Source organism: Kribbella qitaiheensis, from assembly GCF_014217565.1.
In the GTDB taxonomy this organism is placed as follows: domain Bacteria; phylum Actinomycetota; class Actinomycetes; order Propionibacteriales; family Kribbellaceae; genus Kribbella; species Kribbella qitaiheensis_A.
This window is the reverse complement of record NZ_CP043661.1, coordinates 4,835,200-4,848,564: the sequence shown is the minus strand read 5'-3', so window position 1 is coordinate 4,848,564 and position 13,365 is coordinate 4,835,200. Positions and strand designations below refer to the sequence as shown.

The 13,365-nt window shown below is 68.0% G+C and carries 12 protein-coding genes and 1 tRNA gene; 11 read left to right on the top strand and 2 right to left on the bottom strand.

Annotation, left to right across the window (positions count from 1 at the left end):
• Positions 1–183: 183 nt before the first annotated feature.
• Together lon and F1D05_RS22985 are read left to right on the top strand one after the other, a co-directional pair.
• Complete coding sequence (lon, locus tag F1D05_RS22990; RefSeq protein WP_185442318.1) at positions 184–2,535, top strand: endopeptidase La; 2,352 nt, start codon at positions 184–186, stop codon at positions 2,533–2,535.
• Between the two features lie 216 nt (positions 2,536–2,751).
• Positions 2,752–5,139, top strand: coding sequence for a penicillin-binding protein (locus tag F1D05_RS22985; RefSeq protein WP_185442317.1), 2,388 nt, complete (start codon positions 2,752–2,754; stop codon positions 5,137–5,139).
• Between the two features lie 60 nt (positions 5,140–5,199).
• Here F1D05_RS22985 and F1D05_RS22980 read toward each other — a convergent pair whose 3' ends face one another.
• The gene (locus F1D05_RS22980; protein WP_185442315.1) at positions 5,200–5,667 is read right to left on the bottom strand and encodes a GatB/YqeY domain-containing protein; all 468 of its coding nucleotides are present in this window, start codon (positions 5,665–5,667) and stop codon (positions 5,200–5,202) included.
• A 26-nt stretch (positions 5,668–5,693) separates the two neighbouring features.
• On the opposite strand from F1D05_RS22980, the gene F1D05_RS22975 reads away from it, so the two are divergent.
• The 7 genes from F1D05_RS22975 to F1D05_RS22945 all read left to right on the top strand — a co-directional run bounded on the left by F1D05_RS22975 (position 5,694) and on the right by F1D05_RS22945 (position 10,674).
• The gene (locus tag F1D05_RS22975; RefSeq protein ID WP_185442313.1) at positions 5,694–6,638 is read left to right on the top strand and encodes a metallophosphoesterase; all 945 of its coding nucleotides are present in this window, start codon (positions 5,694–5,696) and stop codon (positions 6,636–6,638) included.
• A 24-nt stretch (positions 6,639–6,662) separates the two neighbouring features.
• Positions 6,663–6,736 (top strand) — tRNA-Pro (locus F1D05_RS22970).
• A gap of 108 nt (positions 6,737–6,844) precedes the next feature.
• Positions 6,845–7,348 carry a hypothetical protein gene (locus F1D05_RS22965; protein ID WP_185442311.1) on the top strand — a complete coding sequence of 168 codons (504 nt, stop codon included), beginning with the start codon at positions 6,845–6,847 and terminating at the stop codon, positions 7,346–7,348.
• A complete protein-coding gene (locus tag F1D05_RS22960) occupies positions 7,341–8,042 on the top strand; it encodes a carbohydrate-binding family 9-like protein (RefSeq protein WP_185442310.1) in 702 nt (233 codons plus the stop codon). The genes F1D05_RS22965 and F1D05_RS22960 overlap by 8 nt, the downstream gene beginning before the upstream one ends.
• A 154-nt stretch (positions 8,043–8,196) precedes the next feature.
• Entirely contained in the window at positions 8,197–8,985 is a 789-nt protein-coding gene (locus F1D05_RS22955) for a CoA transferase subunit A (RefSeq protein ID WP_185449329.1), read from the top strand.
• 1 nt (position 8,986) lies between these two features.
• The gene (locus F1D05_RS22950; protein ID WP_185442308.1) at positions 8,987–9,616 is read left to right on the top strand and encodes a CoA transferase subunit B; all 630 of its coding nucleotides are present in this window, start codon (positions 8,987–8,989) and stop codon (positions 9,614–9,616) included.
• 155 nt (positions 9,617–9,771) lie between these two features.
• Positions 9,772–10,674 carry a carbohydrate kinase family protein gene (locus F1D05_RS22945; RefSeq protein WP_246485878.1) on the top strand — a complete coding sequence of 301 codons (903 nt, stop codon included), beginning with the start codon at positions 9,772–9,774 and terminating at the stop codon, positions 10,672–10,674.
• Between the two features lie 57 nt (positions 10,675–10,731).
• Here F1D05_RS22945 and F1D05_RS22940 read toward each other — a convergent pair whose 3' ends face one another.
• The gene (locus F1D05_RS22940; protein ID WP_185442306.1) at positions 10,732–11,415 is read right to left on the bottom strand and encodes an NUDIX hydrolase; all 684 of its coding nucleotides are present in this window, start codon (positions 11,413–11,415) and stop codon (positions 10,732–10,734) included.
• An 82-nt stretch (positions 11,416–11,497) separates the two neighbouring features.
• Between F1D05_RS22940 and F1D05_RS22935 the strand changes: the two genes are divergently transcribed.
• Both F1D05_RS22935 and F1D05_RS22930 read left to right on the top strand, forming a co-directional pair.
• Positions 11,498–12,490 carry an SPFH domain-containing protein gene (locus F1D05_RS22935; RefSeq protein ID WP_185442304.1) on the top strand — a complete coding sequence of 331 codons (993 nt, stop codon included), beginning with the start codon at positions 11,498–11,500 and terminating at the stop codon, positions 12,488–12,490.
• Positions 12,487–13,362: an NAD(+)/NADH kinase gene (locus F1D05_RS22930; RefSeq protein WP_185442302.1), complete on the top strand. Its 876-nt coding sequence runs from the start codon at positions 12,487–12,489 to the stop codon at positions 13,360–13,362. Before F1D05_RS22935 ends, F1D05_RS22930 begins: the two co-directional genes overlap by 4 nt.
• Positions 13,363–13,365 lie beyond the last annotated feature (3 nt).

Sequence of the window (13,365 nt, the reverse complement as noted above, 5' to 3'; positions counted from 1 at the left end):
TGGGCCAACCCCCGTGGGAGTGGGCCAACCCCCGTGGGAGTGGGCCAACCCCGGCGGGAGTGGGCCAACCCCGGTGGGGGTGGGAGTTCACCCTCAGCGAACGCCATGGTCGCCCGGGAATGACCAGGTGGGGACGCTGGTTGAGCCTGTCAGACTCAATCTTCCGATAGAGGGTGTGACAGCGTGACTGAGACGTTGAATCTTCCTGTTCTGCCGCTCGACGACGTCGTGGTCCTGCCTGGAATGGTCGTGCCCGTGCGGCTCGCCGACACCGAGGCACGCGCCGCGATCGATGCCGCGCAGGCCTCCGGTCAGGACCAGATCCTGCTGGTCCCGCGGCTGGACGGGAAATATGCCAAGGCCGGAACGCTCGGCGAGATCGAGCAGATCGGCCGGTTGCCGGGCGGTGCCCAGGCAGCCGTCATCAGGGGTGTCAGCCGGGTCCTGATCGGCGCGGGGACCACCGGTCCCGGGGCCGCGCTGTGGGTCGGCGCGACCGTTCTGGACGAGACGACAGACGACAAGTCGGGCGAGCTCGCCCGCGACTACAAGACCTTGGTGACCACCGTCCTCCAGCGCCGCGGCGCGTGGCAGGTGATCGACTCCGTCAAGGGCGTGAACGACCCGGCGGAGCTGTCCGACCTGGCCGGCTACGCGTCGTACCTGACGAACGAGCAGAAGAGCTGGCTGCTGGAGACGCCGGACGTGTCCGAGCGCCTCGCCAAGCTGATCGGCTGGGTGAAGGACCACCTCGCCGAGCTCGAGGTCTCCGACGCGATCAACAAGGACGTCCAGGAGGGGATGGAGAAGCAGCAGCGCGAGTTCCTGCTTCGCCAGCAGCTCGCGGCCGTCCGCAAGGAACTGGCCGAGCTGGACGGGACCACCGCCTCCGAGGAGGAGGACTACCGCGCCCGCGTCGAGGCTGCCGACCTGCCCGAGCACGTCCGCAAGGCCGCGCTCACCGAGGTCGACAAGCTGGAGCGTACGGCGGAGCAGTCCCCCGAGGTCGGCTGGATCCGGACGTGGCTGGACACCGTCCTGGAGCTGCCGTGGAACGAGCGGACCGAGGACGGCTACGACCTCCGTGAGGCACGAGCCATCCTGGACGCCGACCACGCCGGTCTGGACGACGTGAAGGAGCGCATCACCGAGTACCTGGCCGTACGGCGCCGCAGGGCGGACCGCGGGCTCGGGGTAGTTGGTGGACGCCGCAGCGGCGCAGTACTGGCGCTGGTCGGTCCTCCTGGTGTGGGTAAGACCTCGCTGGGCGAGTCCGTCGCGCGTGCGATGGGCCGGAAGTTCGTCCGGGTCGCCCTTGGTGGCGTCCGGGACGAGGCCGAGATCCGTGGTCACCGCCGGACGTACGTCGGGGCGCTGCCCGGGCGGATCGTCAGGGCGATCACAGAAGCCGGTTCGATGAACCCGGTCGTGTTGCTGGACGAGATTGACAAGGTGGGCGCGGACTACCGGGGTGACCCGACGGCCGCCCTGCTGGAGGTGCTCGACCCGGCGCAGAACCACACCTTCCGGGACCACTACCTGGAGGTCGAGCTGGACCTGTCCGACGTGGTCTTCCTGGCTACGGCGAATGTGCTCGACTCGATCCCCGCGCCGCTGCTGGACCGGATGGAACTGGTGCAGCTCGACGGGTACACCGAGGACGAGAAGGTCACTATCGCTCGCGACCACCTGCTCCCGCGTCAGCTGGACCGGGCCGGGCTGTCGACCGAAGAGGTGAGCATCGACGACTCCGCACTGCGGTTGCTCGCGGGTGAGTACACCCGGGAGGCCGGCGTACGGCAGCTTGAGCGGTCCATCGCCCGCGTACTGCGGAAGGTGACCGCCAAGCTCGCTCTGGGCGAAGACCTGGGGTCGCTGGCCATCAGTGCCACGGAGCTGAAGGGCTACCTGGGATCGCCGAAGTTCACGCCGGATTCGGCGGAGCGCACTGCGCTGCCGGGTGTGGCGACCGGACTGGCGGTGACGGGTGCCGGTGGTGACGTGCTCTTCATCGAGGCATCACTGGCGGACAAGGAGACCGGTCCGACCGGAGTCACGTTGACGGGTCAGCTCGGCGACGTGATGAAGGAGTCGGCACAGATCGCGCTGTCCTACCTGCGGTCGCACGGTGCGGAACTCGAGTTGCCGGTCGGCGATCTGGCCGAACGGAACACCCACATCCACGTTCCGGCCGGTGCTGTCCCGAAGGACGGTCCGTCGGCAGGTGTCACGATGACGACGGCGCTCGCGTCGCTGCTGTCGGGACGGCCGGTCCGCTCCGAGGTCGCGATGACCGGCGAGGTGTCGCTGACCGGGCGGGTGCTGCCGATCGGTGGCGTGAAGCAGAAGCTGCTCGCGGCACACCGGGCCGGGCTCACCACGATCCTGATCCCGAAGCGGAACGAGCCTGATCTCGAGGACGTGCCGGAGTCGGTGCTGGCGGAGCTGACGGTGCACCCCGTGAGCGACGTTCGCGAGGTGCTGGAGCTGGCGCTGGAACCGGCTCAGGTCGACGCGCGACAGTTCGCCGCCTGATTCTCCTCCCGTACTGCGGCCGGCCGGGTCTCCCTTGATCGGGGGCCCGGCCGGCCGTCGTTCTTTCGGATGAAATTCGGCCGACTGCGGGCGCCGGCAGGCCGTCGTACGGATGGATTTGAGTGCTCCTGACGCCTGAAACCGTACTCCGGTTGACGTGAGGTAGATCACGTTGCCGAATTCGGCGTGGCTCTCCCATCACGTAGTCTTTTGCGCATGCGCGCAAGGGAGAAGAGCGACCGTGGCGTCGTCCAATCAGTGGTCCTGTTCCTCGGAGTGAGTGTGCTCTCCGGCGCACTCGCCGCCGGTCTGGCGATCCCGTTCGCGGGACTGGCCGGCTTCGGTACCGAGAAGACCGCGGAGACCCTGCAGGACCTGCCGATCGAGCTGAAGACCGACCCGCTCGCGGTGAAGAGCAAGATGGTCGCCGCCGACGGCTCCCTGATCGCGACGCTGTTCGAGCAGAACCGGGTGCCGGTGAAGCTGGCCCAGGTCGCCCCGATCATGCGCAAGGCGATCGTCTCGATCGAGGACGACCGGTTCTACCAGCACGGGGCTCTGGACGCGAAGGGGACCTTGCGCGCGCTGGTCCGCAACCAGAGCGACGGCGGCGTCTCCCAGGGTGGTTCGAGCATCACCCAGCAGTTCGTGAAGCTCAGCCTGATCGAGAAGGCGCGGACGCCCGAAGAGGTGAAGGCGGCCACGGCCGAGACCTACCAGCGCAAGATCGCCGAGCTGCGTTACGCGGTGGCGGTCGAGAAGCAGTACTCCAAGGACGAGATCCTGGAGAAGTACCTGAACCTGGCCAACTTCGGCGACGGCGCGTACGGCATCGAGGCAGCATCACTGCACTACTTCTCCGTGCACGCCGCCCAGCTCACCCTGGGCCAGGCCGCGATGCTGGCCGGCCTGGTGAAGAACCCGTCCGGCTACGACCCGACGAACTACGTCAAGCGCTCCAAGGACCGTCGCGACGTCGTGATCAACCGGATGAAGGAGCTCAACGTGGTCACCGCCAAGCAGGCGGCCGACGCGATCCGCACCCCGGTGATCGACCCGAAGAAGGTCCGCAAGGACCCGAACGGCTGCGCCACCGGCAACTACCCGTTCTACTGCGAGTACGTGATGGCCAAGCTGGTCGACAGCAAACTGTTCGGCAAGACCAAAAAGGACTCCGAGCACAACATCAAGACCGCGGGCCTGACCATCAAGACCGGGCTCGACCCGAGGATCCAGGCCGCCGCCCAGAAGTCCATCGACGAGCACAGCAAGCCGACCGACCAGGCCGTCTCAGCGGTCACGATCGTCGAGCCGGGCACCGGTGTGGTCAAGGCGATGGCACAGAACCGCCCGTACGGCGGCGGCAAGAACCAGACGGCCTACAACTACAACACCGAGAAGTCGTACGCCGGTGGGTACGGCGGATTCCAGAACGGGTCGACGATGAAGGCGTTCACCATCGCCGCCGCGATCCAGAAGGGCTTCCCGCTCAACTTCCACATCAACTCGCCGCCGACGCTCGACCTGCGGAGCGCGAGGTTCAGTACCTGCGACGGTTTCACCCAGGCAGGCGACGACTACACGCCGAAGAACTCGACCAAGGCCGGCGGCGACATGACCATGATCGAGGCCGCCCGTGCCTCGACCAACACCTACTTCCTGCAACTGTCGCAGCAGGTCGGGCTCTGCCAGGTGAGCAAGGTGGCCACCGCACTGGGCATGAGGAACGGCCAGACGGGTGAGCCGCTGGAGCAGGTGGTCTCCATGACACTGGGCGTCGGCCTGGTCACCCCGTTGATGCTGTCCAACGCCTACGCGACCTTCGCCGCGCACGGTAAGTACTGCACCCCGGTCATCGTCACGGGCGTGGCGAACGCCGCCGGCAAGCCGGTGGGCAACTTCGGTCCGAACTGCAAGCAGGTGATTGAAGAGAAGGTGGCCGACGCCACGACCTACGTGCTGAACAAGGTGATGCAGCCGGGCGGCACCGGCGGCAGGCTGAACTTCGGCCCCAGCGATCTGGCCGGTAAGACCGGAACGATCAACGACAACAAGGCCGTCTGGTTCTCCGGCTACTCCAGCAGGCTCGCCGCCGCGTCCGTCGTGGCGGACGTGCACCCATCGGCGCGGAACCTGATCGGTCAGACCCACGACGGCCACGAACTCGGACATGACGTCTCCGGTTCGGGCACGGCCGGACCGGTCTGGGAAACCGCCCTGAAGGCCGCACTCAAGGGCCTCCCCACCACCCACTTCACCCAGCCTGACGACAAGACCATCCGCGGCGATGTGAAGGACCTTCCCTCCGTCACCGGGTTGTCCCCCCAGGACGCGACCAACAAGCTGCAGCAGGCCGGCTTCCAGGTCGAGGTGGCGCCCGGCACGGTGCAGTCCGGCGAGCAGGCCGGCACGGTGGCCTACACCAGCCCCCGCCAGAGCGAGGGAGCCCCCGAGGGCTCGAAGATCACCCTCTACATCTCTGACGGCACCAATGGCCAGCAGCCGCCGGGCACGCCGACCACACCCGGCGGCCCGGGCAAACCCCCGAAAATCCCCAACTGCCCGCCGTGGAACCCCAAATACCCCAACTGCGGCCAGCACTAGACCTCAGAAGGGCCTCGTCCAGCACTGGACGAGGCCCTTCTGGCGTTACTCAGCGTTGGATCAGCCCGCGAGTTGGCGCTTTACCTCGGCGGAGACGGCGCCGCCGTCGGCCTTGCCCTTGACCTTGGGCTGGAGGGCGCCCATCACCTTGCCGATGCCGCGAGGGCCGAGCTCGGCGGCGCCGGTCTCGGCGATGGTCTCGGTGACCAGGGCGGCGATCTCGCCGGCCGTCAACTGCTCGGGGAGGTACTCGGCCAGGATGTCCGCCTCGGCCTGCTCCTTGTCCGCCAGTTCGGCGCGGCCCGCCTCGCGGTACGCGGTGACGGACTCGCGGCGCTTCTTCGCTTCGGCGCCCAGTACGTCGACGACCTCGGCGTCGGACAGTTCACGAGTGGCCTTTCCGGCCACCTCCGCCATGGTCACGGCCGTGAGCGCCATCCGCAGGGTCGACTTGCGGATCTCGTCGCGCGCCTTCAGGGCGGCGGTCATGTCGTCGTGCAGGCGCTGCTTCATCTCGGAGTTGGACATGCCCACGATTGTGGCAGGCTGGTGAAATGAGTTTCACCGGGCTTGCCGCCACGACCTTGAAGACCACGGCCGTCGTCGCAGGCGTAGGCGCGGCCTGCGTCGCGTACGCGGCGGGGATCGAGGTGCGCTGGTACACCCTGCGCCGGTTCACGGTGCCGGTGCTGCCGCCTGGGGCGGATCCGGTGAAGGTGCTGCACCTGTCCGATCTGCACCTGATGCCCAGCCAGGAGCGCAAGATCCGCTGGGTCAACGAGCTCGCCAAGCTGGAGCCGGACCTGGTCGTCAATACCGGTGACAACCTCTCCAGCCCCGACTCGGTGCTCCCGCTGCTCCGCGCGCACGGTGCCCTGCTCGACCTGCCCGGCGTCTTCGTCTTCGGCTCCAACGACTACTGGAAGCCGCATTTCAAGAACCCGGTCAACTACTTGCTCCCGGCCCAGAAACGCCGGCACAAGCCGCACGGCCCGGACCTCCCGTTCGAGGAGATGCGCAGGGCCTTCACCGACGCCGGCTGGGCCGACCTGAACAACGCGAAGACCTCCCTCAAGGTGAACGGCCTGCGGCTGGACTTCGCCGGCACCGACGACCCGCACATCAAGCGGGACCGGTACGCCGAGGTCGCGGGCGAGATCGACGCCGCCGCGGACCTTTCCATCGGGGTCACCCACGCGCCGTACCAGCGGGTCCTGAACGGTTTCGTCGGCGACGGGTATCCGCTCGTCCTCGCCGGTCACACCCATGGCGGGCAGCTCGCAGTGCCGCTCTACGGCGCTCTGGTGACGAACTGCGACCTGGACACCTCCCGGGTCAAGGGCCTGACCAGCTGGGGCCACAACGGCCGCCAGGCGGCGCTGCACGTGTCCGCCGGACTCGGCACTTCGCCGTACGCGCCGGTGCGATTCGCCTGCCGTCCGGAGGCCACACTGCTCACCCTGGTGCCACGGATTAACCCGATTTCGTCCCAGGGCTAGGCGCATGTAAGCTAACGCCGACTTCGGGCTGTGGCGCAGCTTGGTAGCGCGCGTCGTTCGGGACGACGAGGTCGCAGGTTCAAATCCTGTCAGCCCGACAGATGAGGGTGGTGGCCGCAAGGTCACCACCCTCACTTTCTTTTTCCAGCCCTCCTGCCGACGACGGCTGACAGCACGACGGGCGCGGATGTCGGTAGCCTGCGGGCATGGGTGACGACGCGGGCGAAGCTGATGAGGCCGGGCGCGGGATGCCCGCCGACTTGGAGGACAGGCTCGAAGAGGCGGACGCGGAGGCCGAAGAAGAGGCCGACCCGGGCCGGTTCGACGCGCCTCCGTTGCCACCGCTGCTGATCCTGGCCGTGGTGGGGCTGCTCGCCGGGTTCGTCACGATCGCCTGCATCTGGCTGAGCGAGCAGGGCTGCAACCGGGTCCGCGATACGCCGAACTGTGGCGCGATGGGGTTCCCGCTGCTGATCGTGACCGTGGTCGTCACGATCGTGCTGGCCGCGCTGGCGCTGACCAGGCTCGCGATGCCGCATCCGCGACTGGTCGCGTTCCTCGGGGTGATGTTCATGCTCCTGGTCGTGCTCGCCTTCCTGACGGACCACCTGTCCTCGACGTGGAGCCTGCTCGTCGTACCGGTGCTGTCCGCCGTCACCTTCCTTGTCGCACACCTGATCGCCGGACGGTTGGAGCGAGCCGATGCCTGAACTCCCCCGCTACAAATGCCTGCGCACCACCGCGGCGCCGAAGCTCGACGGCACGCTGACCGACCCGGCCTGGGACAACGCGCCCTGGACCAGCGACTTCGTCGACATCCGCGGCGGCGACAGCCCTTCGCCGCGGTTCCGGACCCGGGCCAAGCTGATGTACGACGACGACTTCCTGTACGTCGGCGGCCAGCTCGAGGAGCCGCACGTCTGGTCGACGATGACCGAGCGGAACACCTACCTGTTCGAGGAGAACAACTTCGAACTGTTCCTCGACCCGGACGGCGACGGGGAGAACTACTACGAGCTCGAGATCAACCCGCTCAGCACACTCTGGGAACTCACCCTCACCAAGCCGTACGACGAGGGCGGCGTCGCGGTGAGCCCGACCAACCTCCCCGGCCTGCGCACCGCAGTACACATCGACGGCACCCTCAACGACCCGACCGACAGCGACACCGGCTGGTCGGTCGAACTGGCGCTGCCCTGGTCAGAGCTGGCCCAGTTCAACCAGGGCAAGCCCCGACCGGCCGCAGGCGACGAGTGGCGAATGAACCTGATGCGCATCGAGTGGAACCACGAGATCGTCGACAACGAGTACCGCAAGGGAGACGACCAGGACTTCTGGGTCTGGTCCCCGCAGTACGCCGTCAACATGCACAAACCCAGCCAGTGGGGCGTCCTGGAGTTCTGACACGCCCGCACCGCGCCTCCTGCGTCGCGGCGCGACGCGGGTGCACTTCACGTAGTACGGGGGCTGTGGTTCTGGCCACAGCGGGTAAGTCTCGCCGGATGTGCGGGTGCTGGTTAGAGTCGAGCGGACACTCAACCTGCAATGGAGCAGCCTGATGGACAAGACGTACGAGTCGCCGCAGGCCGCGGTCGACGACATCGGCGACGGCGCGAGCCTCGCGGTCGGCGGCTTCGGGCTGTGCGGTAATCCGATGGACCTGATCAGCGCGCTGCACGCGAAGGGGGTGAGCGGGCTCAGCGTCGTGTCGAACAATTGCGGTGTCGACGACTGGGGGCTCGGCATCCTGCTCGCTGACAAGCGGATCGCGAAGATGACGTCGTCGTACGTCGGGGAGAACAAGGAGTTCGCCCGGCAGTTCCTGTCCGGTGAGCTGGAGGTGGAGCTGACCCCGCAGGGCACGCTGGCCGAGAAGCTGCGCGCGGGTGGTTGCGGGATCGCCGCGTTCTTCACGCTCGCCGGCGTCGGCACCCAGGTGGCCGAGGGCGGGCTGCCGCAGAAGTACAACGCGGACGGCTCGGTGGCGAAGGCTTCGGAGCCGAAGGAGACGCGGGAGATCAACGGCACGACGTACGTGCTGGAGGAGTCCATCACCACCGACTTCGGCCTGGTGCACGCACTGAAGGGCGACACCCACGGGAACCTGGTGTTCGACCGGAGCGCGCGCAACTTCAACCCGCTGGCCGCGATGGCCGGCCGGGTGACGATCGCGCAGGTGGAGGAGCTGGTCCAGCCTGGTGAGCTGAACCCGGACGAGATCCACCTGCCCGGCGTCTACGTCCAGCGGGTTGTTGCTGTTGGCAAGGACATCGAGAAGCGGATCGAGAAGCGCACCGTGCAACCCCGCGAGGCGTACGAGGCCGCGCGCGAGAAGCTGGAGGCCTGAGATGCCACTCACCCGTGAGCAGATGGCCGCCCGGGCCGCGTCGGAGCTGGAGGACGGCTCGTACGTGAACCTCGGCATCGGCCTGCCGACGATGGTCCCGAACTACATCCCCGAGGGCGTCACCGTCGTCCTGCAGAGCGAGAACGGCATCCTCGGCGTCGGCCCGTACCCGGTCGAGGGCGACGAGGACCCGGACCTGATCAACGCCGGCAAGGAGACCGTCACCACGCTGCCGGGGGCGTCGTTCTTCGACTCGTCCCTGTCGTTCGGGATGATCCGCGGCGGTGCGATCGACGCGGCGATCCTGGGCGCGATGCAGGTGTCGGCCAAGGGCGACCTGTCGAACTGGATGATCCCGGGCAAGATGGTGAAGGGGATGGGCGGCGCGATGGACCTCGTCCACGGCGCCAAGAAGGTGATCGTGCTGATGGAGCACGTCGCCAAGGACGGTTCGCACAAGATCCTCGAGGAGTGCGACCTGCCGTACACCGGCCTCGGCGTCGTGAACCGGATCATCACCGACCTGGCCGTCCTCGACATCACCGACGACGGCCTCCAGCTGGTAGAACTCGCCGACGGCGTCACCTTCGAAGAGCTCCAGGAGAAGACCGGCGCCCCGATCAAGCAGTGACCCATTCTCCGACGGCCGGCCGGTGACACAGTCGGATCTGGCCGCCGTGTCACCTCAGTGCTTGGTCAAGTCGTCACCCGAAGGTGGATGTGGACTTGTGGCGGGGGGTTGACTGTGGGGAAGTGAGGCGGCCGAGTAGGGAACAGGTGGTAAGCGTGGATGTATTCGTGATCGGCGGGGTGGGCATCGACACGATCGTGCGGGTGCCGGAACTGCCGTTGCCGGTCCGCGAGACGATCAGGGTCGAACCGATCGAGTCATACGTCGGGCATACCGGGCACGGCGTCGTCATGGGCTGCCACCGGCTGGGCATGGATGCCGGGATCGCGGACCTGATCGGTGAGGACGCCGAGGGCGACCGGATCCGCTGGACATACGAGAAGCTCGGCATCCCGTTCACCGCGGTGCTCACCCCGGGCGGCACCCGGCGCTCCGTGAACCTGGTCTCGCCCGACGGCCGGAGGCTCTCCCTCTACGACGCCCGCCAGCCGCAGTACGACGGACTCAAGGTGCACCCGGATCTCTGGCGGCCGGACGTGGCCCGGACCCGGCACGTGCACGTGTCGATCATGGACTTCGCACGGCAGGCGTTGCCCGATCTCGCGACGGCCGACTGCTCGGTTTCCACCGATCTGCACGACTGGGACGGGGTGGACGACTTCCACCGGGACTTCGCGACGGCCGCTGACGTGGTGTTCGTCTCGGCCGGGGTGTTGCCCGACGACGCGATCGGCTGGATCTTCGCGCACGGGCGGGCGCAGGCGGTGGTCGCCATGGCCGGTGCCGACGGCAGCTACCTGCACGTCGCCGCCGAGAAGCCGGTCCACATCCCGCCGATCGAGCTCCCCGATCGGTCTGTGGTCGACAGCAACGGCGCGGGCGATGCCTACGTCGCCGCCTTCCTCGCGACCTGGCTCGACGGCCGGAGCTGGCGGGAGGCGGCCCAGGCAGGTTCCATCGCCGGCGCCTGGGCCTGCGGCTCCCCCGGAACCCACACCGACCTGATCACCGCCGAACAGCTGATGACCCTGATCCTCAAGGAGCTGTCCACCGACTGACCGCTGCCGCGCCTGACGCCCCGTGTACTACACCCGTCGCGGGCGACCGATCGCCGCTCAACCGCGAGTGAGCGGCGGGTGGAGGTTGGTGGCCGGGCCGCGCTGGAACAGTTGAGCCGGACGGCCGCCGTCGCGGGTGGTGGTGGCACCTAGCGGTACGACGAAGCCGTCGGTCTTGGTGACCTTGCGATGGAAGTTGCGCGGGTCGAGCGGCGTACCCCAGACCGCCTCGTAGATCCCGCGCAGCTCCGCGATGGTGAACTCGCCCGCACAGAACGCGGTCGCCAGCGGCGAGTACTCCAGCTTCGCCCGCGCGCGCTCCACCCCGTCGGCCAGGATCCGGTGATGGTCGAACGCGAGCCGCTCCGGATCAGCCAGTACTTCGTCCGCAGGCGCCCAGCTCGCCGAGGCGGCGTCGGTCCCGGCGACCGGGGCCGGCAGATCCGGGACCAGGGCCAGGTAAGCCACGCTCACCACCCGGCCACGGGGATCACGACCTGGTTCCCCGTACGTCGCTACTTGTTCCAGGTGGATCCGGTCGGAGACCAGCCCGGTCTCCTCGGCGAGTTCACGCCTGGCCGCCGCCTCCAGATCCTCCTTCGGCCGGACGAACCCACCCGGTAGCGCCCAGCGTCCCTTGTGCGGCTCGATCCCGCGGCGGATCAGCAGCACCTCCAGAGAGCCCTCGCGAACGGTCAGGATGACCAGATCGGCGGCGACGCCCAGCGGTTCGAAGTCCATGACGGGCAACTCTAATCGTCACCTTGACGAAAAGCCATCAGCGCCTTATCGTCAAAGTGACGACAAACGAGGAGACAGAGTTATGGCAGACATCACCCGGTTCCGGTTCATCAACCACCTGCGAGCCAACCCGACCACCCACGTGCGGCACCTGCGCAACGGGAAGGTCGCACACGACGGCGCCGGCCAGGCGTTCTGGTTCCGGGCCCTGAACTCGTCGCTGAGCGAGATCCCGGTCGACGACCGCGAGCAGCCGCTGCTGTTCCACGGCCGGACGGTCGACTTCCAGGACGTGGTCGTGCAGGCCACCGTCACCTACCGGGTGATCGACCCGGCGCTGGCCTCGACCCGGCTCGACTTCGGGATCGACCCGGACACCGGCTTCTGGCGGGCTACCCCGCTGGAGCAGCTCGGCGGCCTGCTGACCGAGTTGGCTCAGCAGACCGCGCTTGATCTGCTCGCCCGGATGACACTGACCCAGGCGCTGTCGGAAGGGATGGCATCGCTACGGCTCGCGGTGAGCACCGGCTTGCGCGAGGACCAGCGGCTGACCGGAATTGGGATCGGCGTGGAAGACGTCCGCGTGGTCGCAGTACGGGCTGAGAGTGATGTGGAGCGGGCTCTGCAGACGCCGACCCGGGAGATGGTTCAGCAGGCGGCCGACAAGGCGACGTACGAGCGGCGCGCGATGGCCGTCGAGCGGGAGCGGTCGATCGCGGAGAACGAGCTGCAGAACCAGATCGAGCTGGCCCGGCGCGAGGAGCAACTCGTCACCCAGAAGGGCCAGAACGAGCGGCAGCGGGCCACCGAGGTGGCCGCGGCCGGGCGGATCGAGACCGAGGCAGCGGCCAGTCGGCGGCGACAGTTGGCCGAGGCGGACGCCGACGCGAAGCGAGTACTGGGTGCGGCTGAGGCTGCCGCGGAGAAGGCGCTGCTCGAGGCGTACGCCGATCTGAGCCAGGGCACGATCCTGGCTCTCGCGATCAAGCAGGGCGCGTTGCCGGAGATCGGCACGCTGAACCTGACGCCGGATCTGATCACCCCGCTGCTCGCGAAGCTGGCGAGCCAGGAATGAGCCTGCCACCCCGGGCGGTGGTGGTGCACCGGGCGACCGAACTCACCGAGCTGGTCGCCCGGCACGGCACCCGCCAGCAGGCCGGCTTCTTCCTGACTTCGCGCGGCCGTGACCTCGCCGAGCTGGACGCCCGGCACCAGGCCCAGCAGGAGGCGCTGGCGACCGTGTCGGCCGCGATCCCGCTGGACTGGCGGCGAGCAGTTGCCGAGCGCAACGATCTGGACCGGTTCGTGTTCGGTCCGGAGGATCTGGTGATCGCGGTCGGCCAGGACGGGCTGGTCGCCAATGTGGCGAAGTACCTGGATGGGCAGCCGGTGATCGGAGTCAACCCGGAGCCGGGCCGCAACCCCGGCGTACTGGTTCCGCACGAGCCTGGCGCCGTCCTCGAGCTGCTGCACGGGTTCTCCGTCGAGGAACGCACGATGGTTGTCGCCAGCACCGATGACGGGCAGAAGTTGCTGGCATTGAACGAGGTCTACGTGGGGCACCGGACGCACCAGTCGGCGCGCTACCGGCTCGCTTCACCGGAGGGCCTGGAGGAACGCCAATCCTCCTCGGGTCTGCTGGTCGGCACCGGCACGGGGTCAACGGGGTGGTGCCGCTCAGCCTGGCAGGAACGCCGCTCCTCCTTGTCCTTGCCAGCAGCAACCGACCCTGCCCTCTGCTGGTTCGTCCGCGAGGCGTGGCCCTCACCAGCGACCGGAACCGATTGCACAGAAGGCCTCTTGGCCTCCTCGGACCATTTGATGCTGACCGCCGAATCGGACCTCGTCGTCTTCGGCGACGGCATCGAATCCGACACCTTGTCGATCGGCTGGGGCCAGCGGGTGGACATCACCGTCGCGGACATCCACTTGCGACTCGTGCGTTGAGTG